The sequence below is a fragment of the Peribacillus frigoritolerans genome (assembly GCF_004358755.1).
Lineage (GTDB): Bacteria > Bacillota > Bacilli > Bacillales > Bacillaceae > Bacillus_P.
In genome coordinates this window covers 19,956-43,314 of record NZ_SMZY01000003.1, presented here as the reverse complement: position 1 = coordinate 43,314, position 23,359 = coordinate 19,956, and the positions used below count along the sequence as shown (strand labels likewise).

At 41.6% G+C, this 23,359-nt stretch carries 21 protein-coding genes and 1 riboswitch; of the genes, 18 read left to right on the top strand and 3 right to left on the bottom strand.

From position 1 onward, the window contains the following. Position 1 precedes the first annotated feature (1 nt). Positions 2-1,111, top strand: a complete 1,110-nt coding sequence (gene menC / locus E2R53_RS13695; protein ID WP_133312335.1) for an o-succinylbenzoate synthase — start codon at positions 2-4, stop codon at positions 1,109-1,111. Positions 1,112-1,272: 161 nt separating this feature from the next. Continuing rightward, the gene (locus E2R53_RS13690; RefSeq protein WP_133312334.1) at positions 1,273-2,718 is read left to right on the top strand and encodes a DEAD/DEAH box helicase; all 1,446 of its coding nucleotides are present in this window, start codon (positions 1,273-1,275) and stop codon (positions 2,716-2,718) included. Between the two features lie 74 nt (positions 2,719-2,792). Here E2R53_RS13690 and E2R53_RS13685 read toward each other — a convergent pair whose 3' ends face one another. Together E2R53_RS13685 and E2R53_RS13680 are read right to left on the bottom strand one after the other, a co-directional pair. Further along, positions 2,793-3,203 carry a hypothetical protein gene (locus tag E2R53_RS13685; protein ID WP_133312333.1) on the bottom strand — a complete coding sequence of 137 codons (411 nt, stop codon included), beginning with the start codon at positions 3,201-3,203 and terminating at the stop codon, positions 2,793-2,795. Positions 3,204-3,365: 162 nt separating this feature from the next. After that, the gene (locus E2R53_RS13680; RefSeq protein WP_133312332.1) at positions 3,366-3,575 is read right to left on the bottom strand and encodes a hypothetical protein; all 210 of its coding nucleotides are present in this window, start codon (positions 3,573-3,575) and stop codon (positions 3,366-3,368) included. Positions 3,576-3,771: 196 nt separating this feature from the next. Here E2R53_RS13680 and E2R53_RS13675 point away from each other — a divergent pair, with 196 nt between their 5' ends. From E2R53_RS13675 to E2R53_RS13660, 4 genes are all read left to right on the top strand, one after another. Continuing rightward, positions 3,772-4,665 (top strand): TRM11 family SAM-dependent methyltransferase, encoded by an 894-nt coding sequence (locus tag E2R53_RS13675; RefSeq protein ID WP_435796797.1) that lies wholly within the window; start codon positions 3,772-3,774, stop codon positions 4,663-4,665. Between the two features lie 55 nt (positions 4,666-4,720). After that, positions 4,721-5,560, top strand: coding sequence for an MBL fold metallo-hydrolase (locus E2R53_RS13670; protein ID WP_133312330.1), 840 nt, complete (start codon positions 4,721-4,723; stop codon positions 5,558-5,560). A 111-nt stretch (positions 5,561-5,671) separates the two neighbouring features. Next, positions 5,672-5,917: a phosphatase gene (locus E2R53_RS13665; protein WP_133312329.1), complete on the top strand. Its 246-nt coding sequence runs from the start codon at positions 5,672-5,674 to the stop codon at positions 5,915-5,917. A 244-nt stretch (positions 5,918-6,161) separates the two neighbouring features. Then, a riboswitch (purine riboswitch) is annotated at positions 6,162-6,265 on the top strand. Between the two features lie 242 nt (positions 6,266-6,507). After that, the gene (locus E2R53_RS13660; RefSeq protein ID WP_133312328.1) at positions 6,508-7,389 is read left to right on the top strand and encodes a 5'-methylthioadenosine/S-adenosylhomocysteine nucleosidase; all 882 of its coding nucleotides are present in this window, start codon (positions 6,508-6,510) and stop codon (positions 7,387-7,389) included. 69 nt (positions 7,390-7,458) lie between these two features. Here the strand turns inward: E2R53_RS13660 and E2R53_RS13655 are convergent, their stop codons facing one another. Beyond that, positions 7,459-7,776 (bottom strand): hypothetical protein, encoded by a 318-nt coding sequence (locus E2R53_RS13655; protein ID WP_070875801.1) that lies wholly within the window; start codon positions 7,774-7,776, stop codon positions 7,459-7,461. A gap of 290 nt (positions 7,777-8,066) precedes the next feature. On the opposite strand from E2R53_RS13655, the gene E2R53_RS13650 reads away from it, so the two are divergent. The 12 genes from E2R53_RS13650 to E2R53_RS13595 all read left to right on the top strand — a co-directional run bounded on the left by E2R53_RS13650 (position 8,067) and on the right by E2R53_RS13595 (position 23,346). Next, the gene (locus E2R53_RS13650; protein WP_286166202.1) at positions 8,067-10,454 is read left to right on the top strand and encodes an immune inhibitor A domain-containing protein; all 2,388 of its coding nucleotides are present in this window, start codon (positions 8,067-8,069) and stop codon (positions 10,452-10,454) included. Between the two features lie 165 nt (positions 10,455-10,619). Then, a complete protein-coding gene (locus E2R53_RS13645) occupies positions 10,620-12,428 on the top strand; it encodes a cache domain-containing sensor histidine kinase (protein ID WP_133312326.1) in 1,809 nt (602 codons plus the stop codon). Further along, on the top strand, positions 12,400-14,007 hold the full coding sequence (locus E2R53_RS13640) for a response regulator transcription factor (RefSeq protein ID WP_286166201.1): 1,608 nt from the start codon (positions 12,400-12,402) through the stop codon (positions 14,005-14,007). Before E2R53_RS13645 ends, E2R53_RS13640 begins: the two co-directional genes overlap by 29 nt. After that, the gene (locus E2R53_RS13635) at positions 14,004-15,347 is read left to right on the top strand and encodes an ABC transporter substrate-binding protein (RefSeq protein WP_286166200.1); all 1,344 of its coding nucleotides are present in this window, start codon (positions 14,004-14,006) and stop codon (positions 15,345-15,347) included. The genes E2R53_RS13640 and E2R53_RS13635 overlap by 4 nt, the downstream gene beginning before the upstream one ends. A gap of 235 nt (positions 15,348-15,582) precedes the next feature. Beyond that, on the top strand, positions 15,583-16,077 hold the full coding sequence (locus E2R53_RS13630; protein WP_133312325.1) for a hypothetical protein: 495 nt from the start codon (positions 15,583-15,585) through the stop codon (positions 16,075-16,077). Positions 16,078-16,257: 180 nt separating this feature from the next. Beyond that, complete coding sequence (locus E2R53_RS13625; RefSeq protein WP_133312324.1) at positions 16,258-16,641, top strand: VOC family protein; 384 nt, start codon at positions 16,258-16,260, stop codon at positions 16,639-16,641. Positions 16,642-16,779: 138 nt separating this feature from the next. Further along, positions 16,780-17,070: an RNA polymerase alpha subunit C-terminal domain-containing protein gene (locus E2R53_RS13620; protein WP_133312323.1), complete on the top strand. Its 291-nt coding sequence runs from the start codon at positions 16,780-16,782 to the stop codon at positions 17,068-17,070. Between the two features lie 278 nt (positions 17,071-17,348). Beyond that, positions 17,349-18,320, top strand: a complete 972-nt coding sequence (locus E2R53_RS13615; protein WP_070875792.1) for an ABC transporter permease — start codon at positions 17,349-17,351, stop codon at positions 18,318-18,320. Positions 18,321-18,338: 18 nt separating this feature from the next. Next, positions 18,339-19,217 carry a carbohydrate ABC transporter permease gene (locus E2R53_RS13610; protein ID WP_133312322.1) on the top strand — a complete coding sequence of 293 codons (879 nt, stop codon included), beginning with the start codon at positions 18,339-18,341 and terminating at the stop codon, positions 19,215-19,217. 18 nt (positions 19,218-19,235) lie between these two features. Further along, positions 19,236-20,840 (top strand): ABC transporter substrate-binding protein, encoded by a 1,605-nt coding sequence (locus E2R53_RS13605; RefSeq protein WP_133312321.1) that lies wholly within the window; start codon positions 19,236-19,238, stop codon positions 20,838-20,840. A gap of 66 nt (positions 20,841-20,906) precedes the next feature. Further along, on the top strand, positions 20,907-22,370 hold the full coding sequence (locus E2R53_RS13600; RefSeq protein ID WP_133312320.1) for a glycoside hydrolase family 32 protein: 1,464 nt from the start codon (positions 20,907-20,909) through the stop codon (positions 22,368-22,370). Positions 22,371-22,377: 7 nt separating this feature from the next. Then, positions 22,378-23,346 (top strand): carbohydrate kinase family protein, encoded by a 969-nt coding sequence (locus E2R53_RS13595; RefSeq protein ID WP_286166199.1) that lies wholly within the window; start codon positions 22,378-22,380, stop codon positions 23,344-23,346. The last annotated feature ends 13 nt before the right edge of the window (positions 23,347-23,359 follow it).

Here is a 23,359-nt window from a genome sequence, read left to right as displayed (position 1 = left end):
AATGGAGATTAAAAGCATAATCCTCAGACAAATTAAAATGGATTTGCTGCATCCTTTTACAACAAGTGTCGGAACAGAAGTAGATAAGGATATCATCTTAGTGGAAGTGAAATCGAAATCCGGCTTATCAGGCTGGGGAGAATCTGTTTCGATTACACAGCCAATATATAATGAAGAAACAGTCAAAACAAACTGGCATATGATGAGCGATCATTTGATTCCCCTTCTTTATCAGGATCCTGTCAGTCATCCTGATGAGGTGTCAGAGCGATATAAGAAAATTCGTGGAAACTATAACGCCAAAGCGGCGATTGAAATGGCTGTATGGGATCTCTATGCAAAAGAGAAAAACATGCCTTTAGCAAAAGTGCTTGGCGGTGTAAAGGATAAAATTGAGGTTGGAGTAAGTGTTGGTATCCAGCAATCTCAGGGGAAAATGCTAAAACAAATTGAGGGTTACTTAAAAAACGGCTATAAGAGGATTAAAGTGAAAATTATGCCGGGATGGGATGTAGAAATCATCAAATTAATCCGTCAGGAATTTCCGCATATTCAGCTGATGGCCGATGCAAACTGCGCTTATACGCTGAACGATATAGAACATCTCAAAGCACTCGACGAATTCGGGTTAACGATGATCGAACAGCCGCTTGATCATAATGATATAGTTGATCATGCGAGACTTCAGGCCGAGCTCAAAACGCCTATTTGCCTGGATGAAAGCATACATAGTGCAGAAGATGCCAGAAAAGCGATTGAGCTTGGAAGCTGCAGGATTATCAATCTTAAAATCGGACGTATCGGCGGTCTCACAGAATCCCTGAAAATTCATGATTTATGTGAGCGTCACAACGTTCCGATGTGGTGCGGCGGCATGCTGGAAGCGGGAATCGGAAGGGCTCATAATATTGCCATAACGTCCCTGAGCAATTTTACTCTGCCTGGAGATACAGCTCCTTCCTCACATTATTGGAAGCGGGATATTATCACACCGGAAGTGGAAATGAAAGATGGATACATTTATGTTCCTGAAAGTTCGGGAATCGGGTTTGAACCGGACATGGAACAAATCGAGAACATTACGTCATACAGCCGTTTTTATCATTATTAATTATGGCACACAACCTAAGCAAGAGAGGGGACCCTTTCTTGTTTTTTATGTGTCTTAAAATCTAAAACCAATATTTATCCCGCTCATCTCTTCTTTTCAAGTATAATGATGATTCATGCGTTAAATACTTGAAAAAACACAAGAAAAAATGAGGTTGCTAAATGAGTCATAAAAGCTTTAATACCTATAAATTAAGTTCAGAAATTGTGAGAGCGCTGGATAGCTTGAATTATAAGGAGCCTACAGAAGTTCAGGATAAAGTGATTCCTGTGGCTTTAGAAAAGAAGGATCTTGTCGTGAAATCACAAACTGGAAGCGGGAAGACGGCCTCGTTTGGCATCCCGCTCTGTGAGATGGTCGAGTGGGAGGAAAACAAGCCTCAAGCGTTAATTCTGACACCAACAAGGGAGCTTGCTGCACAGGTAAAAGAGGATATCACGAACATCGGCAGATTCAAACGGATAAAAGCGGCCGCCGTGTACGGTAAACAGCCATTTGACAGACAAAAACTAGAACTGAAGCAGAAAACTCATGTGGTTGTAGGAACACCTGGAAGAGTACTTGATCATATCGAAAAAGGAACTCTTGCTTTAGAAAAGCTGCAATATCTGATTATTGATGAAGCGGATGAAATGCTGAATATGGGGTTCATCGACCAGGTAGAAGCAATCATAGAAAAGTTGCCTAGGGACAGAATCACGATGCTCTTTTCAGCTACTCTGCCAAAGGATGTAGAAAATCTTTGTCATAAATATATGAAGGATCCACACGAAATTGAGATAAAAGCAGCTGGGCTGACAACTGCATCAATTGAGCATTCATTAATTGTGGTGAGAGAAGAGGAGAAGTTTTCGCTGCTTAAAGCTGTTACAGTAGTAGAAAACCCTGACAGCTGCATCATCTTCTGCAGAACACAAGAGCAGGTTGATACTGTATTTAAGGAATTAGACCGCGCAAATTATCCTTGCGACAAAATTCATGGCGGTCTCTATCAGGAAGATCGTTTTGCTGTCATGAATGATTTCAAAAAAGGGAAATTCCGTTATTTAGTTGCGACTGATGTAGCCGCCAGAGGAATCGACATTGATAATATTACACATGTCATTAACTATGACCTGCCGCTTGAGAAAGAAAGCTATGTTCACAGGACTGGCAGAACTGGCCGGGCAGGCAAGACAGGAAAAGCGATAACTTTTGTTACGCCTTACGAAGAAAAATTCTTATCAGAAATAGAAGAATATATCGGTTTTGAAATTCCTAGAACACTGGCGCCAACAAGAGAGGATATTTCTGAAGCAAAAGGTGCATTTGAAGCGAAAATAACATCTCGTCCTGTGATTAAAAAAGATAAAAGTGCCCAGCTGAACAAAGGCATTATGAAGCTCTACTTCAACGGAGGCAAGAAAAAGAAAATACGAGCAGTCGATTTTGTCGGAACAATCGCCAAGATTCCGGGAATGACAGCAGGTGATATTGGAATCATCACCATACAGGATAACGTTTCATATGTAGAGATTTTGAATGGAAAAGGTCCAATCGTTTTGAAGGCAATGAGAAATACAACGATTAAAGGCAAGCTTCTGAAAGTTCACGAAGCGAATAAATAATAGCATAATAATAGCGAAAGTCCTGTTTTTAGAGGTCTTTCGCTTTTTTTTATAGTTCATTAAATAAAAAAGCACTAATCTTTTTTATCGGCTATTTCACCTTCAAGAGCGGATAATTCTTTCTTCTTTGCTTCTATCTTTTTATTTAATTCTGCAAGCTGCCCGTTCATTTCTGCCAATTTTTCCATTGCAATCGTATATTGATTTTCAAACTTCTCTTTTTCGCTTATGATACCCATCAATTCATCATACTCTTTTTGCTTATCGCCGATTTTCTCTTGGATATCATCTAGTTCTGATTGGTTTTCTGCAATGACTGTTTTTAGTTTGTCATAATTAAGTATTTCACCTGATAGATCAGCAGTTGCTGAATTTTTGCCGAATGAGAAAGAAAGAAATAATAACATAATGACAATACACGGAAAGAATAGCTTAACTGCGAATTTTTTCATCTTGTGAGTTGTTTTTGTCCCCGGAGATGACAATCGGTTCCCTCCTTTGCAGGATAGATAAATATTGATATGAAATCTGTTTTTATTAGGCGGTTATTTTGAAGTGCAGGATAAATTATCATATGCTGCTGTGGAAAAAACGCTTCAATAAAAACGGGTTTAAATGAGATGATCATCTAAACCCGTACTTATAATTTATTCATCTTCACGAACCGTATCGTCCACAATCGCAAACAGCTGGCGGTCAAACAAATCATCACTGCATAACAAATGTTCATCAGGAGTTTCTGCGATTTCTTTTAATTCTCCTTCATCGCCTTTTGCATTAATGATCTCAAAAATCTGGTTCAGACCCTGTGAAGTTTGCTCGTCTTCTTGGTTTTTGATCCTTTCTCGCTCCTTCAAGACAATCAGCCTCCTTTTTCTATGTATCATTTGCTCAAAAAGAAGAAATTACCCATCTGGACAATTGCATTTCTCTCTGAATACAGATATGGTTTGATAGGAAGAATATTTTAAAGCGCTGAAGGATGGGAATAGATTGGATAAACTTAGCCGAAAACCGGCATTTATATATACTTTTGCATGTACAGAAGAGGAGATGTCCCTTTGTCACTTGGAAATGCGTTCTTTTTTTGGCATTCAGCCCGATGGATTCAGTCTGAAAAGTCAAGTTGGCATAGATCCAAGCAGAAGTCCTTTTATGAAAGAGAGACTCGAAGTCATCTATGAGGGAGACGAGCTTTCTGAGATTGTAAAGCAGGTTGAGCAGATTGATATCGGAACGGATACGTTTAAGATTATTTTTCTGAAAATCAATGATCTTAAAGAACACGAGCAAATCAGCTACCAGGAGCGCAGAAACATGGAGCGGCAGGTTGGCTGGCCATTCAAAGCAGAAGCAGATGTTCGGAATCCGGACCGGACGTTTGGCCTGACCACTCACGGCGGGCGCTGGTATTTCGGAAAGTACCGCAAAAGCGAACCGGTCTGGCTGCATCACTTAAAAAAACCGCGTGAGTATTCCACTGCACTTAGCACTAGGGTTGCAAGAGCAGTTGCCAATATTGCTGTTCCAAATCCTGCTGGCATAAAAGCGATTGATCCGTGCTGCGGAATAGGAACCGTTTTAGTAGAAGCTTTATCCATGGGCATTGATATTGTGGGACGCGATATTAATCCTCTGGTGACAGACGGCTCGAGAGAAAATATCGCTCATTTTGGCTATGAATGTGATGTCAAAACAACACCGATATCAGAAATCGCAGGCAAGTATGATGTCGCCATTATTGATATGCCCTATAACCTATACACTCACGCTACACCTGATGAGCAGCAGTCTATCTTAAGACATGCCCGCCGCATTGCGGATAAAACGGTGGTTGTGACAAGTGAAACGATGGATCACATGGTTGAAGAGGCAGGGTTTCGCATTGCAGACCGCTGTACAGTGAGAAAGCAAATGTTTTCAAGGCAGATACTGGTTTGTGAATAAAGCCATGCTGATTGAAGATACTAACCCTTTGAACCATACATAGGAGGTATCAGCAATGAGTGACCAAATGGAGAGCTCCTTTGAGAACAAATGGATGCCGATGACATCTGTTGCAAGCGGTCTGGAATTCGATGTCCTGCCGGGTGTCTTCTGCTATACGAATCAAATCGTAAATGTTGTTTTCCTGAGAAGCGGAGACGACTGGTATTTAATTGATGCAGGGATGCCGCACTCTGCAGACACGATTAAATCAGCTTTTGAAGTGCATGCCGGGGTAGAAATGGCGCCTAAAGCAATTTTGCTGACACATGGGCACTTTGATCACGTCGGCGGCATCATTGAACTCGTTGAACAGTGGCAGGTGCCTGTATACGCTCATGCACTGGAACTGCCGTATTTGACAGGTCAAAAAGATTATCCGGAACCGGATGGAAGTGTTGAAGGCGGATTGATCGCCAAGATGTCACGGCTTTTTCCGAATGATGGCATCAATTTAACGGATCATGTCCAAGCATTAGGAGAAAATGGACAGATTCCAGGTTTGCCAGAATGGAAATGGATCCATACGCCTGGACACACGCCTGGCCATGTTTCTTTTTATCGCGAAGAAGACCGTACATTGATTGCAGGAGATGCCTTCGTCACAGTCAGACAGGATTCACTCTATAAAGTGTTTACTCAGAAGCAGGAACTTTCAGGTCCCCCAAGGTATTACACAACAGACTGGCATGCTGCCTGGGACTCAGTGAAAACATTGGAAGCTTTGAAGCCATCCACTGCTATTACTGGTCACGGACTGCCAATGTCAGGCGAAGAGCTGAGAAAAGGCCTTGCCGAATTAAGCAGGGATTTTGAAAAGCTTGCCATGCCTGATCATGGGAAATATCTTCAATAAGAATCAGCCGGAGAAATCTTGCCGGCTGGTTTTTTATTATTTAAAAGAAGGTTATATTACCTGAATATGGAATAGATACATAGTCTTACTTTGATTTAGGGAGAGAAGAATATGAAGAAATTAGTCATTGGCGGCATGGGTGCCATATCAAGTGCTGTGCTGTTTGGATTAACACTTGTCGCAGCAGCAGTTTATTCACTCTATTTATCGGCTCCTGACATCGGAGGAGGATTTGACTCTCGTTTCGGTTTGTTTAGTACAGCTCTAATAGAGATAGGCACAATCCCATTAATTATGAGCGCTTTGCTTTTTCTAGGGGCGGTCTATTTTGTAATTATTGGAATGAAGGAGAAGTGATTAATAAAAGGAAGGCGTTTCTTTTATAAGAGGAAGCGCCTTTTCAAATCCATATTATTATTCAATTTCAAATAACAGGAATCGATTTTAGATGATAAAATTCGGAATTAGTTCTATTTAATCATCTTTAATTTTAACTAACGTCTAGAATATCGTTGATAATGCGAACGGTATAAAAAATTTATCATTTAATATTCGTATTTTTGTTGATTATCTATCATTATTTTGTTATGTTATCAAAGTAATTAATTTATATATCATTACTCGTATATCCTCAGTAATATGGTCTGAGCGTCTCTACCTGGTTCCCATTGAAAGAACTGGACTACGAGTTAAAGTATTAGACTGTTCAGCTTTTATAGCCTTGGCAAGAAGTTTCTATTTTGCTGGATTTTCCATACTTTAACTTAGAGGTCTAGAAGGTAGAAATCATTCTGCTTTTTCCAGACCTCTTTTTTGTGTCAGAACCAGCAGCATTCAGATCATATTCAGAAGGAAGCAGAAAAAGCGAGCTGGACTAAATAAGGAGGATTTCATATTTAATTCTGCAGAAATACAATCAGATGAGTCACACTAAGGAGAGAGAATGAATGAAAATCAAACAGCTGAAAAAATATGCTTCACTAGCGATTATCACCATTTATGTATTAACAGTATTGGCAGGGTGCAGTTCTGCTTCAGAGTCTGAAGCGGCTGAAAAAAAGGATCAAAGACCTATTCTTGTTCAAGGGCCAATGCCAATCGAAGCTGAAAATTTCGCAAAAAAGTTAGAAGATGTTAAAGAAGAAAAATCAGGAACATTTATATTTTACATAGGAAAACTGGAAAACTATCCGGTTATCGTTGCAAAAACAGGCAAGGGTATGGAAAATACTGCAGCTGCTACGGCGGTGGCTATCGAAAGATATAATCCAATTGTAATAATTAATCAAGGAACTTCAGGCGGTCATGATCCGAATTTAAACGTTTTTGATATTGTTTTAGGGAAAAGAACGGTAAACTTGGGTTCCTTAAAAACAACAGATAAGGATGAAAATCAAGGAATTGATCCAACGATTTGGAAACCAATGGACTTAATGGCTTCTGAAGGAAGTGCTGGAGAAGATCCTAATGCTGAAAAGCCGCGTTTCTATGAGGGAGATAAAGATTTACTTACAGCTGCTAATGCTGTTAAAGATACCTATACAAAAGGTAAAATTGTCGAAGGTACGATAGGCTCTGCAGACGTATGGAATAATGAAGTTGACCGCATTAAATGGTTTCATACTAAGTATGGTTCGTCTGTAGAAGAAATGGAAGGCGCATCTGCCGCCCAAATTGCCAAAGCTTATGATGTACCATTCCTTGGTATCCGTGTATTATCTAATAATAAAGTAAACGGCGGTAAATATAACCCTGATACTGCTGCAGCAAATCAAGAGTATGTTTATGAAGTTGTTAAAAAGTATATATCTGATTTCACGAGTAAGTAAATTAGTTCAGACTTAAGTGAATATAGATCAAGAAAAGGACCATTCACTGGTCCTTTTCTTTGTAGATCGTTAATTCTCTTCAGACTCGCTGACCTTCTCAATCTTCTCCACAAACATCTGATAAACCCTTCGCTTTTCTTCCAGCTCTTTTATATAAAGCTTCAGCTCATTGAATTTTTCTTCAAATGGCTTTTGATAGGTTGTTTTGATATTGTTTATGATTTCATCATTTATAGTAGATTGAATCACTTGCTTTGTAATGCCGAATTTATAGGAATATAGCTGAAGCTCGCTTTTGACCTTGTCATATTCTGCGTCGATTTCATTCTTTTGCTTCAGCATGTCCTCTTTCCATTCATGCAGAGAATCTTTCACGTATGATTCCATATTTACCCTCCTCAGCAGCTTGATTGCCTATGTATCTCAATACACTATTTATCATCTATGACTATTTTTTGGGGGTGATTCGGGGATTATCGTCCTTCTTCCCTGCTTTTGCTCCAGGTTTATAGGCTAAATAGGATGGGTTAGTCATATTCCTATTGATCTATTATTCTAGTAAAATTTTTCCGATTATAGGAGAAAAGGTCAATTCTATCTAATTCAGATTGTGCTATCGTTAAATATGTAGAAAAAACAGAAAATTCTACATGTTCTTACAAATAGGAGGGGTAGTATTGGCAAAGTGGAGCAAGAAATTCGGAACATCACTTCTAGCAACAAGTCTGGCCGCAAGCTTATTCGCGCCAGCTGGATTTGCGAAAGAACCTGTACCAACAGACGTTCAAACAGCGCTGTCAGCACCAATTGATCTAAACATTATCAATGAGGACCGTCTGGCAAATGCGCTGAAAAAACAAGGACTCATTCCGCAAAAAGCAAGTGACAAGGAAGTCGCTGCAGCCGTGCAAAAATATATCGAGAAAAAGCAAGGCGAAAAACCGACAGTTGATCTCCATGAAGATGATCATGATGCAAAACTGGAAATCGACAAGAAATCGAAGGATTTCTTAACAAAGCAGAAAGAAAAGCTGACAAAGCAATTAAATAAAGGCCATGAAAAACTGGAAAATAACAAAAAAGACGGCTTTGTAGATGTGAAGCCTGCAAAACAGGCTAAATACAATGGCACTGTAAGAGAAGACAAAGTCCTGATTTTGCTTGTGGAATTTGAAGATTTCAAGCATAACAACATTGTCAAAGAAGACGGCTACATGTATTCAAATGACTTCAGCAAAGAGCATTATGAAAAAATGCTGTTTGGGGACAAGCCGTTTCAGCTGTTAGACGGTAAAAAAGTACCGACATTCAAGCAATATTATGAAGAGCAATCAGGCGGCAGCTATACGGTTGACGGCACTGTTTCGGAATGGCTGACTGTTCCGGGCAAAGCAGCTGATTATGGAGACGACAATCCAGCTGGAGGGCACGACAACCTGGCGCCAAAAGGACCACGAGACCTTGTGAAAGATACCCTTAATGCGGCAGCCAAATCTGGAATGGACCTCGCTCAATATGACGAGTTCGATTTATATGATTTAGATGGAGACGGCAATCAAAACGAGCCTGACGGACTTGTTGACCATCTAATGATTGTACATGCAGGAACTGGACAAGAAGCTGGCGGAGGCAAATTGGGCAATAATGCAATCTGGTCTCACCGCTGGACATTGGACGGGGTATATAAAGTTGAAGGTACAAGAGCAGAAGTACCTTACTGGGGCGGAGCAATGGCTGCTTATGACTATACAATCCAGCCTGAAGATGGTGCAGTCGGCGTATTCGCACATGAATTCGGACATGATTTAGGTCTGCCTGACGAATATGACACGCAGTACAGCGGAAACGGCGAGCCTGTTGCTTCATGGTCCATCATGAGCGGAGGAAGCTGGAATGGCCAAACAGCGGGAACAGAACCGACAAGCTTCTCCCCGCAAAACAAAGAATTTTTCCAAACAGTTATGGGCGGAAACTGGGCAAATATTCAAGAGATTGACTACAAAGATGTGACAGCTGAGGGAACAGCAACATTCCTCGATCAAAGTGTCACTAAATCAAAGAATCCAGGAATCGTGAAAGTAAACCTTCCTGAAAAACAAGTAAAAAGTACAATTCAGCCTGAATTCGGCGAAAAATACTATCACAGTACAAAAGGCGATGACCTTCACACTGTGATGGAAACACCTGAATTTGATTTAACAGGAAAAACTAGTGCAGCATTCACTTACAAAGCAAACTATGAGATTGAGTACGGCTGTGCATGTGACTACTTGAAAGTAAGTGCCGAAACAGCTGATGGCACCAAAGTTCTTGAAGTCTTAGGCGGCGACGTAACAGATGGTGACGCTACTAAAGGAACAACAAACGGCAAATGGATCGATAAATCCTATGACCTCAGCGAATTTGCCGGCAAAAAAGTAAAACTTGTATTTGAATACTCAACAGACGGCGGCCTTGCACCTGAAGGTTTTGCTTTAGACAATGCAGTTCTTACTGCTGATGGCGAACAAGTATTCAGCGACGATGCAGAAGGCACACCTAAATTTACATTAGACGGCTTCAAAGCATTTAACGGAACATTCTTTGCTAAACACCATTACTACCTGGAGTGGAGAAACTACGCTGGATCTGACAAAGCTTTAGCTTTCTCCCGCGGACCTAAATACAATACAGGCATGGTCGTCTGGTATGCAGATGACAGCTACTCAGACAACTGGGTTGGCGTGCATCCTGGTGAAGGATTCCTTGGAGTCGTTGACTCTCATCCTCAGCCATTATACGGATTGCTTGACGGCAAACTGACAACAACACAATCGACACGTTACCAAATTGCAGATGCAGCATTCTCATATGACAAATCTGCTTCATGGTACGTAGACAGCCCGACACGCGGCGAATACAGCTACAACGGCTTAAAAGGAGTCACATTCTTCGATGACTCAAGATCCTACATGAATGAAGTTATTCCAGACGCTGGACGCTATGTTCCAAACTACGGCCTGAAATTCCAGGTTGTAGGCGAAGCGAAGGATAACTCTGCAGGAGCCGTTTGGATCCGCAAATAAGAATAATGAGTGAAAGGCAGCGTTTTTTGAACGCTGCCTTTTTTTTTATTCTGACGTTTACCAAATTGATTATTAATAAAAATACAAACCAGCAAACTCAAGTTTGTATTATACTGTAAGAAATTAGAACTAACAGAAACTTTTGAAAAGTTACCGGGAGGCTTCATGTTTTATTCTCTTAGAAATCGGCTGTTCATCATTTTTACGATTCTCCTGACCGTTCCATTTCTTGTTTTATCACTTCTCATTCCGGCTTGGTTTACATCCGTAATTGAAGAGCAGACGAAGGATTCAACAGTCGAAATGATGGAGCAATACTCCATCTATATTAACTCGGTCACCTCACAGGCAGAGGATTTAGGGAAGCAGGTACTGGTCAATCAGGCAACTCAGGAATGGCTGCATGCAGAAAGTGATCCGGCTGTCCAATCTGCTGAACGGCTGCTGATTAAAAATCATCTGAAGATGCAGCTTTCTTCCATGATGATCAATAATTCAAATGGCATGGACATTTCTGTTTTTCTAAACGATGGTACAGGAACCTGGGGAGATAATCCGCTCCTTGCTGAAACGGATTGGTTCAAAAAATTTTCAAAGGGAGAAAAACGCTGGGTAAGCCATCACCGAGACCCGTATCAGCTGCATCAGCTGATGAGGGAAACAGAGGTTAACAGTTATTTAATTCCTCTCTTTGATATGCAGATGCTTGATTTATCCGGAATTATTAAAGTCAGTTTTCCTTCATCGCTGCTTGAAACGGCACTGGGCAAAATTAAACTTGGCGAAAATGGCCGGGTATATTTGCTGGATGAAAAGGGAGAGAACGTTTTATCTGGCAGGATTGAGACCCCGGCTCCCGTTTTAAATGACAGTCTCGGAAAAATTCAGCGAATGAAGCAGTTTAATGGATTAATAGAAACAGCGTACAACCATGATGACTATCTTGTCTTTTTTCAAAAGCTGAAGATAGGCAACTGGACGCTGGTGAGCGAAATCACAAAGTCTGAGCTGTTTGCCGAAATTGACAGGCTGCAGCAAAAATTATTGATTTTCAGCGGAGTGATCTTTCTGCTGACGATCCTTGCCTCTTATGTCCTTTCTTCAAATATTGTCCGGCCGCTTGGAAAGCTCACAAATGCAATGAAATTTGTTGAAAAAGGAGACCTTGAAGGAGCAAGGACGTTTATGCCGACGATTAAATCCTATAATCATGAGGTCGGGTATGCGATCAAGGTTTTTGATCATACGATCAGAAAGCTGAATGAATTGATTAAAACAGAATATAAGGCGAATCTCCGAAGAAAAGATGCTGAATATAAAGCACTGCTTCTGCAGATCAATCCTCACTTTTTGAACAATACTCTTGAGGTGATCGGCAGTCTTGCGCTGCAGAATAAACAGAAGGAAGTTTTGGATGTAAGCATCTATCTTGGAAGAATGATGAGATACTCGTTAAACACTAAAACTGACATTGTCAGGTTACGGGAAGAGATTGCCTATATCCGCGATTTTATTGAAATTGTGAAGCTTAGGTACGATGGCGCAATTATATTTAGAATTGACGAGGATCCGGCAGCTGCTTCCTTCCCCATCTGCAAATTTATTATCCAGCCGCTTGTTGAAAATGCGGTGAAATATAGCTTGGCGGAAAAAACATCTGCAGATATTCAGATTCGGACGGAATGGAGAGAAAACCAGTTAACCATAGTGATAGAAGACGATGGCATAGGCATGTCAGAGGAGTTGATTTCACAGCTTTTGGCCGAAGAAAAAGAATATGAAACGATGGGTGTATTGGACAGCGGCGGAAGCAGCATTGGCCTGAGAAATGTGATTGGCAGGCTGAAGCTCTTTTACGGAAGCCGCTTTTCAATCGAAATCTTATCAGAAAAGGGAGCCGGGACAAGCATTGCATTATGTATAAAGGGAAATGAGGGGGATATACATGATGAAGGTCATTATAGCGGACGATGAAATTCAAGTCCGCAGAGGGCTGAAAATGAAAGCAAACTGGGAAGAAGAGGGGTTCCAGATTGCAGGAGAAGCATCAAACGGAAAGGAAGCGCTCCAATTAGTGGAGGAAACAAAGGCAGACCTGGTGATAACGGACGTACGGATGCCAGTCATGGACGGGATTGAATTTGCGGGGAGGTGCCACAGGGAATATCCTCATGTAAAAGTCATTGTGTTATCGGGATACTCTGATTTTGACTATGTCCGATCTTCTCTTATTGAAGGTGTGAAAGATTACTTGCTTAAGCCTGTTGCTCCTGATGAGCTGGCAGAGGCTTTGAGAAGAGTGAAGGATGAAATTGTCCTTGAAAAAAAGAAGCAGCTTGAATCAGAAAAAGTGTCCAGGCTTGTTCACACACAGCTGGAAGAAATGAAAGAGCAATATGTGCTGCAGCTGGTAAAGGAAGAATGGTCTGAACCATTTGCGGCAGAAAGACTCCAGCATCTCAATCTGGGCTTTCTTGCAGAGGAAGAAAGACATGTTCAATTCTTCACAGTTGAACTTAGGGCGTCAGCTCAACATTCAGTAAAAGAGCTCTGGCTGCCGTTCAGGATGCTTTGCAAAGAAATGGCCGATCAGTATGAAGGAACTTGTACTTTTTATGATCCGGGCTATGCAAACATGCTTCATTTCCTTCTCTGTAAAGATAAAAAGGCGCCTTTGGAAACGCCGAGTATGGTCAAAAAGGTGCAAACTTATGTAAGAAAGTATCTTCAAGCTGAGACAGTGATTGGCATGGGGAAACCGGTAGATGTGACGGAGTTAAAAACAGGCTATATTTCATCCTTGCTCGCGTGGAGTCAGAGTGATTCTTGCGCAAAATCACAAATAATTGATGGAACGCTTCATAAGGCGGTTTTCGAACTCTCGCCTGATCAGGAGAAAAAAGCAGCAAACATGATTGAAAACGGCAATTTACAGGAGTGCAGCAAGCTGATATTCGATCTTTTGAATGAAGCAAAAATCAAGTCTATGCTGTCTTTCTCGTTTGCAGCCAACCGGATCCTCCTGCTGCTTGAATCGCTTGCTGCGAAATATGATATGGACAGAACGGAAATTAATCAAACGATGTGGACATGCCAGCAGAGTATCGGAGAATTGACTGCCCATGAAAAAGTCATTGAACAAGTAACGGCATTTGCTCACAGAATCATCCTTCTTGTAAGCAATTCTCGTTCTTCGCCCAATGGTTTAGCCATTGTTGAAAATGTCCGCCGCTACTTGGACCTGAATTTTGCAAATGAAGTGACGCTGACCTCTTTGGCTGAGCAATTTCATATTAACAGTGCCTACTTATCTGAACTTTTTAAGCTCCATATCGGTCAGAACTTCAGTGATTATTTAGTGGAAGTACGGATGAAGCATGCATGCGAATTGTTAAAAGACAGACAGCTGAAAGTGATTGATATTGCATACTTAACAGGCTATTCCAATTCCGGCTACTTCAGCACCGTCTTTAAAAAACATGTTGGACAAACACCGGCAGAATACCGGAAGTCTGCTTTGAACTTGGATGAAGTGGCAGGCAGGAATAGATGATGAAAAAAAGAGTAATCATTTTTATACTAATCATTTTGCTGTTCATTGCAGCAGGATATTATGCCTTTTCATCATTAAGCTTGTTTTCAGGTGAGGAAAAAAATAATCAGCTGCCCGCTGAGAAATCAGAGAACATTGAACTCACTTTCTGGAGAAATTATGGCACCAAGCTTGAAAATGAAGCTTATAAAGAACTGATTTCGGCCTTTGAATCCTCTCATCCAGGCATCAGCATTAAAATGAATGCCATCCCTTATGGGGATTATGAATTAAGACTGAGGACGGAAATAGCGGCAGGAAGCCCGCCTGATATTATGTCGATCGACAGTCCCAACCTGGCCCTCTATGCCAATTCAGGTGCGCTATTGTCGATTGACAAGGAAATGAAAGAAGAAGGGCAAATAGAGGATATTCCTTTTTCAACACTTGAAGGCATGAAATTTAAAGATGAAATCTATCTGTCTCCCATTGCAGAATCCGGTGTGGCCTTATTTTACAACATTGATCTGTTTAAAAAAGCGGGACTGCCGCTTCCGTCCCAGGACCCGGCTGATCCGATGACATGGGGCGAAGTGGTGGAACTTGCAAAGAAAATCAATGATCCCGGGAATGAAATCTACGGAATTGATCCTGGTCAGGGATTCAGCGACGGGGAATCTCCAGCATACTTTAAAACGCCATTATTATGGCAATTCGGTGCTGATGTTCTCAGTCCTGATGGAGCCACTGCCACGGGTTATCTTAATTCAAAACATGCGGTAGAAGCCCTGCAATTTTATCAGGATCTCTATCACCGCTACAAAGTGGCGACTGTAGAGATGCCTCCAGATCCATTTGTAACAGGACACCTGGGCATGTCTGTCCTGGGATCATGGATGCTTGAGGAAATCGAACGGAACTATCCAGATTTCAAACTTGGTGAGGACTTTGGAGTAGCTCCTTTGCCGAAAGGATACCATCAAGTTACTCCAAATGGCGGCTGGGCACTCGGCATCTCAGCAAAATCAAAGCATCCGGAAGAGGCCTGGGCGTTTATCAAGTATATGACGAGCTTTGAAGGTTCAAAAAAATATGTCGACATAACCGGCGACATGCCAGCGAGATTTTCCGTCTCAAAAGCATTTCCCGAGCTGACCGCCTATCCGAAAAATATCTTTGTGCAGCAGGCATTAAAGTACTCAAAAAACCGGCCAGTTTCACCGGCATACCCGGTCATAAGCGATGCTCTTAAGGAATTATTTGAAGACATCGGCATAGGGGGGAAAGATGTAAAAGCATCTGCTGATAAGGCTGTGGCTAAAATTAATGGCGGTTTAGAAGATATTGATGAAAAGGAATGAAAGGTGCTGCTGCACAAGACGTTCTATTTTACACGTATAGTGCATTTATAAATAAATTTAAAATGAATAAAACATAGTATAACCAGCCTTCCAAATAAATGGGGCTGGTTATTCGTTATGAGGCTTCGTTTTTTTCTTATTAAGTTAAAGAGAATTATTCACAAAATTGTCACTTATGAAAGGACATCCCTTTTCGCTATAATGGCGAAGTACTTAAAAGAAGGGATGAAGTAATTTGCCAACAACGAAGAGAGAAAGTTTTTATTTTGGACTGATCATGTGCGCGGGGATGGTCATAGTCATGACGTTTTATAATTTAATAATTAATGATCTGATAGGAATGGTACCTATACAAGGTATCCTCCTTCAACTAATGCTGGGTTTTATTATTGCTTTCGTATTGGAACTATTTATTGTCGGCCCAGCGGCACAGAAACTTGCTTTTTCTTTGCCATATGACAAATCTAAAAAAATCTTAGTCATTCTATCTGTTTCATTTTTTATGGTAGTTGGGATGGTTTCTTTTATGTCTCTTTATGGATTAGGGACTGCCTATTTTTACAGCAGCCTGGGTGAAGAATCATTAGTTGAAAGCTACTTATCTATTGTGTTAAAAAATTTCGTATTTGCTTTCCCTCTGCAGCTCATCATCATGGGACCTTTCGTTCGTTATTTATTTGCTAAATTTTATAAAGATCAAAGAATGATGGAAACCAAAAGTATAAGTTAGAACTCTGTAACCAAAAAGTGCATTTCTTCAAGAAGGAGAAATGCACTTTTTTGAAGTGGGGATTATACGTTTAAATTACATTATGTTAGGAAGGATAAAGCTTATATTTGTTGAATAAAAAATATTGAACTAGATAAGCAGCCCAAAATTCTGTTATCAAAATATAAGGAGTGAATAGGGATGATTAAGAAACTTGGACAAGTTATGGTATATGTAAAGAACCAGGATGAGGCAGTGAAATTTTGGACAGAAAAAGCAGGATTCACAGTTATTTCTGAAGAGGAAAACGGTCAAGGAATGAGATGGATTGAAATAGCCCCTTCAAGTGAGGCTGAAACAAGTATTATTCTCCATGATCAAGAACTCATCGCTAAAATGCAGCCAGAACTAAATCTCGGCACACCTTCCTTAATGTTTGTCACAGACAATCTAGATCAATTACACAGCCGCTTGCTAAATAAAGAAGTCACCGTCGGAGATATTGTAGAAATACCTTCTGGGAGAGTTTTTAACTTTGCTGATAGTGAAAAGAACTACTTTGCAGTCATGGAGAAAAGTGAGTAAAAAACAACTCAAAACGTTTGGCCGATTCCAATTGGGATCGGCTTTTAAATTTACCGCAGGCTTAAAATAAAAAGAATGTTAAATAAGTATATTTAAAGATGTCTATTATATATGTAAAGAATAAAGGAGAGAATGTATATGTCTTCAATAAAAACTTTAAGGATATGCGACAAAGGACACAAATACTATAAGAGCAGTGATTGTCCAAGCTGTCCAGCGTGTGAGCAAGAAAGCAAACCAGAAAGCGGATTTCTTTCACAGCTATCCTCACCTGCAAGAAGAGCTTTGGAGCACGAAGGAATAACCAACTTGCAGCAACTATCTAGGATTAGCGAAAAAGAGATCTTGAAATTACATGGCATAGGTCCGGCATCTTTACCAAAGCTTAGAGCTTCTTTGAAAGAAAGTGGTTTGTCATTTAAAAAATAACTTCAATTTCATATAAATCCATCTAACAAAAGAAAGATCTTAACCTGTTCGATTTCAGATTAAGGTTCTTCCATCCCAAAAAAGTAACCCGAAGTCTTAGGACTCGGGTTTTTTCCATTTAAAAAGAACCAAAAATATTAAACTCCTACTTCCAAAGAAATCAAACTTTTTTAAAATGCCTGTTTGATAAAGTGGAATTACAGAGAACACAGATAGAATCTCTGAACGCAAAATATGAAAGCGCTTATAAGCGTTTTTTTATCAAAGGGGGGAGTTGCATGCAGGAGGTAGTGAAGGCAAAAGATGAGAACGCTGTCATAATCAGGGCTGAAAAGAAGGCCAAAGCAAAGTACAAATGGGACTATATCAAAAAGAATTACTTTTTGTACCTGCTGATCGCACCTGCTGTTATTCTGACAATCGTTTTTAAGTATGTTCCGATGTACGGAGCCATCATTGCCTTTAAGGATTTCAGCACGATCAAGGGGATATGGGGGAGCGAATGGGTCGGGCTCAAACATTTTGAAGAATTTCTGACCTCGCCTAATTTCGAAACGATCTTCATGAGCACACTTAAGCTCAGTTTATACGGGCTTTTGCTTGGGTTTCCGATTCCAATCATTCTTGCTCTGATGCTGAATCAGGTCAGAAGAGCAGCCATTAAGAAAAATATCCAGCTGTTTTTATATGCGCCAAACTTTATTTCTGTCGTAGTCATTGTCGGAATGCTGTTTATCTTTTTAGCTCCGACGGGTCCCATTAATCATTTTCTAACATTTATAACCGGTAAGCCGGTCATGTTTATGTCTGACCCCGAATACTTCAGATCCATTTATATTATCTCTGGCATCTGGCAGGCTGCAGGATGGGCGTCAATTGTCTATGTAGCCGCTTTGGCAAACGTGGATCCTGAATTGCACCAGGCAGCGACGATTGATGGAGCAAACATTCTTCAGCGGATGATTCATATTGATCTGCCGGCTTTAAAACCGCTTATGGCCATTATCTTTATTTTAGGTGCGGGCGGCATCATGGCGATCGGCTTTGAAAAAGCGTTCCTGATGCAGACGGCCATGAACTTGCCGACATCGGAGATTCTTCCGACCTACGTTTATAAAATTGGTTTGCAGGCAGGAGATTATGCTTATTCAACCGCAGTCGGCCTGTTCAATTCAGTTATCAATGTCATTCTGCTGATTGTCGTGAACTTTGTGGTCAAAAAGCTGAATGAAGGAGAGGGACTCTATTAATCTGAGAGGAGGATTTTCATGATTAAACATACAAAAGTAGACCGGATTATCCTGTCTCTGAATGCAGTATTTCTTTGTCTGGCGGTACTTGCCGTTCTTGTCCCGCTCGTTTATGTCGTCATCGCTTCATTCATGGATCCGACGGTTCTGCTGAATCAGGGGCTGTCGTTTAACGTGAACGAATGGAGCCTGGAGGGATATAAACGGATTCTATCCGATGATTCAATGATTAGAGGATTTATTAATGCCATGCTTTACTCTGCAGGCTTTGCCATTATAACGGTATTTGTATCCATCTTTGCTGCTTTTCCCCTGGCAACTCAAGGGTTTGTCGGTAAAAACGCTTTTATGACATTCTTTCTTTTTACGATGTTTTTCAGCGGCGGACTCATTCCGACATATCTGGTTGTCAAAGATCTCGGCATGTTAAATACGGTCTGGGCGATTTTGCTTCCAGGTGCAGTCAACGTGTGGAATATCATCCTTGCCAGAACTTACTTTAAGGGAATCCCGCATGAACTTCATGAAGCGGCAAAAGTGGATGGGGCTTCGGACTTGCTTATTTTCTTCAAAATTGTAATACCGCTTTCGAAGCCGATTATCTTTGTTCTCGCACTCTATGCGTTTGTCGGCCAATGGAATTCTTATTTTGATGCGATGATCTACCTGGAAGATCCCAAAATGCATCCATTGCAGCTTGTTTTAAGATCCATCTTAATTCAGAACCAGGCTGAACCCGGCATGATCAGCGATCAATTGGCAATGGCTGAACTGGCCAAGGTTTCAGAGATGATTAAATATTCGGCGATCGTAATTTCAAGCCTTCCGCTGATCATTATGTATCCGTTCTTCCAGAAGTACTTCGAAAAAGGGGTTATGGTTGGTTCATTAAAATAAAACATAGGGGGAAATGTAATGAAACAAGTTAAGAGAGCTGTAGGAACGGCTGCAATTGCTGCTGTATTATTATCCGGGTGCACAAGCAAAAATGTCGCATCCTCAGAAGACTATGAGCTAAAGGATGTATCGTTTCCGCTGAAGGAAGAAGTAACGCTGAAATTTATCACGCAAAGCTCTCCGCTTGCGCCTAAGGATCCAAATGAAAAACTGATTTATAAGAGACTGGAAGAAAAAACGGGTGTCCAAATCAAGTGGAAAAACTATACGAATGATGTGTTTGCAGAAAAAAGAAATCTTGCCATGGCAAGCGGTGATTTGCCGGATGCCATCATGGATGCCGGCTACGGCGACTATGATTTGCTGAAGCTCGCAAAAGACGGCGCCATCGTTCCTGTTGAGGATTTAATTGAAAAACACATGCCTAATCTGAAAAAAGTGCTCGATTCTTCTCCAGAATATAAAGCGATGATGACAGCTCCAGATGGTCACATCTATGCATTCCCGTGGATTGAAGAGCTTGGTACAGGAAAAGAAAATATTCATTCTGTTGATGATTTCCCGTGGATCAATGTTGAATGGCTGAACAAACTTGGCTTAAAAAAGCCGACTACGACCGAAGAGCTGAAGAAGGTATTAGTGGCATTTAAAACACAGGATCCAAACGGAAACGGAAAAGCAGACGAAATTCCGATGTCCTTTATCATTAATCACGGCGGTGAAGATCCTGCTTTCTTATTCGGAGCATTCGGCCTTGGCGACAACTGGGATCATACCGTTGTAAGCAATGAAGGTCAAGTAATCCTGACAGCAGCTGAGGAAGGATATAAAGATGCGATCATGTACTTCAGTGATCTTTATAAGGAAGGCTTAATTGATGTAGAAGCATTTGAACACGACTGGAACACGTATCTTGCAAAAGGCAAAGATGAAAGGTACGGCATGTACTTTACATGGGATAAAGCAAACATTACGGGCATGAATGACAAATATGATCTTATGAATCCAGTGGCTGGACCGGACGGAAATGTAAACGTTGCCAGAACAAACGGTATGGGCTTTGACAGAGGAAGAATGGTCATTACAAGTTCAAATAAAAACCTTGAGCTTACTGCGAAATGGATTGACCAGCTGTATGATCCGCTGCAGTCTGTACAGAACAACTGGGGAACATACGGGGATGACAAGCAGCAGAACATCTTTGAGTATGACGAAGCTGCAAAGATGCTGAAGCATTTGCCGCTTGAAGGAGCTGCACCGGTAGAAGTGCGCCAGAAAACAAGTGTGAATGGGCCGCTTGCGATTTTGGATGAATACTATGGCACGGTTACTACGAAGCCGGATGATGCCGCTTGGAGACTGGACTTAATGAAAGAGGTCATGGTTCCTCATATGAAAGCTGAAAATACGTATCCAAAAGTGTTCTTCTCGCTGGAAGAGCTTGATAAGCTCTCATCCATTGAAGCCGATCTGTTTGCTTACATTAACAGAAAGCGGGCAGAATGGATGACAAATGGAAAAGCGGAAGCAGAATGGAAGGAATATTTGGCAGAACTTGACCGTTTAGGACTTCAGGAATGGCTTGAAATTAAACAGACAGGCTATGACCGCAATCAGCAATAAACGTTAAACTAAAGAGGCTGTTGTTCCATCTGCAGCCTCTTATTCTATTGAAAAGGAGTTTTTTTCATGAAACCAATTCTAACAGAAAAATATCGTCCCCAATTTCACTTTACGCCGGAAGAAAAATGGATGAATGATCCTAACGGAATGGTCTACTTTCAAGGAGAATATCATTTGTTTTATCAATATCACCCTTATAGTACAATCTGGGGTCCGATGCATTGGGGCCATGCGGTCAGCAAGGATTTGATCCATTGGGAGCAGCTTCCTGTCGCGTTGCATCCTGATGAGCATGGCGCCATTTTTTCAGGCAGCGCTGTTGTTGATTGGGAAAATACAACCGGTTTCTTCGATGATCAGCCAGGCCTTGTCGCCATCTATACAAGTCACGATACATATCCTGGGTCGGACAGGCCGCGCCAGCGTCAATGCCTTGCCTACAGCAGTGATAATGGAAGAACATGGACAAAGTACAGCGGCAATCCGGTCCTTGTTGACGAAACGAAAACAGATTACCGTGATCCAAAAGTGTTCTGGCACTCCGAAACAAAGCACTGGATTCAGGTGCTTGCTACAGGACAAAGCGCAACCATTTACAAATCTCCGAATTTAATTGACTGGCAGTTTGCGAGTGAATTTGCTGAAGGATCGCACGCCGGGTTCTGGGAGTGCCCCGATCTGTTTCCGCTTCCCATCGATTCCGGGAAGGAAAAGTGGGTGATGCTTGTCAGCCTTGGAGATACCGGTGAACATGCAGAAGGTTCCCGGACTCAGTATTTTATCGGGGATTTCGATGGAGAAACCTTTGTAAATGACCATGAGAAAGATACTGTTTTATGGCTGGATTACGGAAGAGATAACTATGCAGGAGTGAGCTGGTCGGACCTTCCTGGCAGACGTATTTACATCGGATGGATGAGCAACTGGCGCTATGCCAATCAAGTGCCGACAAAAGAGTGGCGGGGGGTCATGACGATACCGCGAGAATTATCCCTGTCCTCAAGTGCGGATGGAGTCCGCCTCATCCAAAAACCTGTTTCAGAAGCACAGGTGCTGAGAAAGGGAAGCGCATCCTTTAAAGATAAAGTTGTCACAACGGAGCAGCCTGTATCGATTCCTCTTAAGAGCCCGCTGCTTGAACTGAATCTGGAAGTGGAGTTTGAGGGCCCTGCAATTGCAGAATTCACGATCCAGCATTCTGAAGCAGAAAAAACGATCATTCGCTATGACTCAGAAACAGAAACCCTGTCAGCAGACCGAACGGCCTCAGGAGAAGCTGACTTTTCAGCATCATTCCCAGCCGTGCAGGAGGCACCCCTGAAGATGAAGGATAACACCATTCGTCTGCAGCTGCTTCTTGATGCTTCATCTATTGAACTTTTCGGCAATGTCGGCGAATGCGCCATTACGAGCCTGCTGTTTCCGGAGTCAAAAGAGAGTGTTTTACACCTTGCCTCGCATGGAGGACCCATAAAGATAAGATCAATGGAGCTGCATGAGCTGTCTTCCATATGGAACAAGGAAGGGTGAAAGCAAGGTGGGAACTTCGGTTATTTGCATCGGGGAATTGCTGATTGATTTTTTCTGCACCGAAACAGATATTGATTTAATAGAAGGTAAAAAATTTGAAAAGCAAGCGGGAGGAGCACCTGCCAATGTTTGTGCGGCTATCGGTAAATTAGGCGGCAAGGCTTCCTTCTGCGGTAAAGCCGGAAAGGACCCGTTTGGGGAGTTTCTGAAGAAAACGCTCGATGAAGCAGGCGCCGATACGAGCATGCTTGTGCTTGATCCTGACCATAAAACATCGCTTGCCTTCGTATCGCTTCAGGCAGACGGCGAGAGAGACTTCCTTTTTAACAGAGGGGCTGATGCTTTTTTAACGGAACAGGATATTGATGAGGAAAAAATAAAGCAAGCGGGCATTCTGCATTTTGGTTCAGCAACAGCTCTGCTGGAAAACCCGTTTCGAACGCTGTATTTTGACACGATGAAAAAAGCAAAGTATAAAGGGAAATTCATTTCATTTGACCCGAACTTCAGACATGATCTATGGAAAACAAACACAGGAGAGTTTATCAGTTTGGCTAAAAAAGCAATGAATCTTGCTGACTTTATTAAAATGAGTGCGGACGAACTGGAACTGATTTCAGGAGTAAAGGGTGTCAGTGCAGGACTCGAAGTTCTTCATAAAACCTGCAATGGGCTGATTGCCGTCACGTTAGGAAGTGCCGGCACAATTGTTTCAAACGGCAAAGAGAGGATGGCTGTTCCAAGCATCAAAGTTCAGTCGATTGATTCTACTGGTGCCGGGGATGCCTTTGTTGGCGCCTTTCTTTATCAGATTGCAAACGAAGAGAATCCGAAGATCGCAGCAGCTGATATGGATTTGGTGAAAAAGATGATTTTCTTCAGCAATCGGGTCGGAGCGATCGTCTGCACAAAAATAGGTGCGATAACTGCCATGCCTTCTTTAAAAATTGTCAATCAAGAAGCTGTCAGCAGCTGACAAATTATTATTA

Bases quoted from the DNA above. Each gene is read 5' to 3' on its own strand.
- E2R53_RS13635 (WP_286166200.1), top strand. From the start codon at position 14,004: ATGATGAAAAAAAGAGTAATCATTTTTATACTAATCATTTTGCTGTTC.
- E2R53_RS13605 (WP_133312321.1), top strand. From the start codon at position 19,236: ATGAAACAAGTTAAGAGAGCTGTAGGAACGGCTGCAATTGCTGCTGTA.
- E2R53_RS13690 (WP_133312334.1), top strand. From the start codon at position 1,273: ATGAGTCATAAAAGCTTTAATACCTATAAATTAAGTTCAGAAATTGTG.
- E2R53_RS13665 (WP_133312329.1), top strand. From the start codon at position 5,672: ATGAAGAAATTAGTCATTGGCGGCATGGGTGCCATATCAAGTGCTGTG.
- E2R53_RS13640 (WP_286166201.1), top strand. From the start codon at position 12,400: ATGATGAAGGTCATTATAGCGGACGATGAAATTCAAGTCCGCAGAGGG.
- E2R53_RS13620 (WP_133312323.1), top strand. From the start codon at position 16,780: ATGTCTTCAATAAAAACTTTAAGGATATGCGACAAAGGACACAAATAC.
- E2R53_RS13670 (WP_133312330.1), top strand. From the start codon at position 4,721: ATGAGTGACCAAATGGAGAGCTCCTTTGAGAACAAATGGATGCCGATG.
- E2R53_RS13610 (WP_133312322.1), top strand. From the start codon at position 18,339: ATGATTAAACATACAAAAGTAGACCGGATTATCCTGTCTCTGAATGCA.
- E2R53_RS13660 (WP_133312328.1), top strand. From the start codon at position 6,508: ATGAAAATCAAACAGCTGAAAAAATATGCTTCACTAGCGATTATCACC.
- E2R53_RS13655 (WP_070875801.1), bottom strand. From the start codon at position 7,776: ATGGAATCATACGTGAAAGATTCTCTGCATGAATGGAAAGAGGACATG.
- E2R53_RS13625 (WP_133312324.1), top strand. From the start codon at position 16,258: ATGATTAAGAAACTTGGACAAGTTATGGTATATGTAAAGAACCAGGAT.
- E2R53_RS13615 (WP_070875792.1), top strand. From the start codon at position 17,349: ATGCAGGAGGTAGTGAAGGCAAAAGATGAGAACGCTGTCATAATCAGG.
- E2R53_RS13645 (WP_133312326.1), top strand. From the start codon at position 10,620: ATGTTTTATTCTCTTAGAAATCGGCTGTTCATCATTTTTACGATTCTC.
- E2R53_RS13600 (WP_133312320.1), top strand. From the start codon at position 20,907: ATGAAACCAATTCTAACAGAAAAATATCGTCCCCAATTTCACTTTACG.
- menC (WP_133312335.1), top strand. From the start codon at position 2: ATGGAGATTAAAAGCATAATCCTCAGACAAATTAAAATGGATTTGCTG.
- E2R53_RS13675 (WP_435796797.1), top strand. From the start codon at position 3,772: ATGTCCCTTTGTCACTTGGAAATGCGTTCTTTTTTTGGCATTCAGCCC.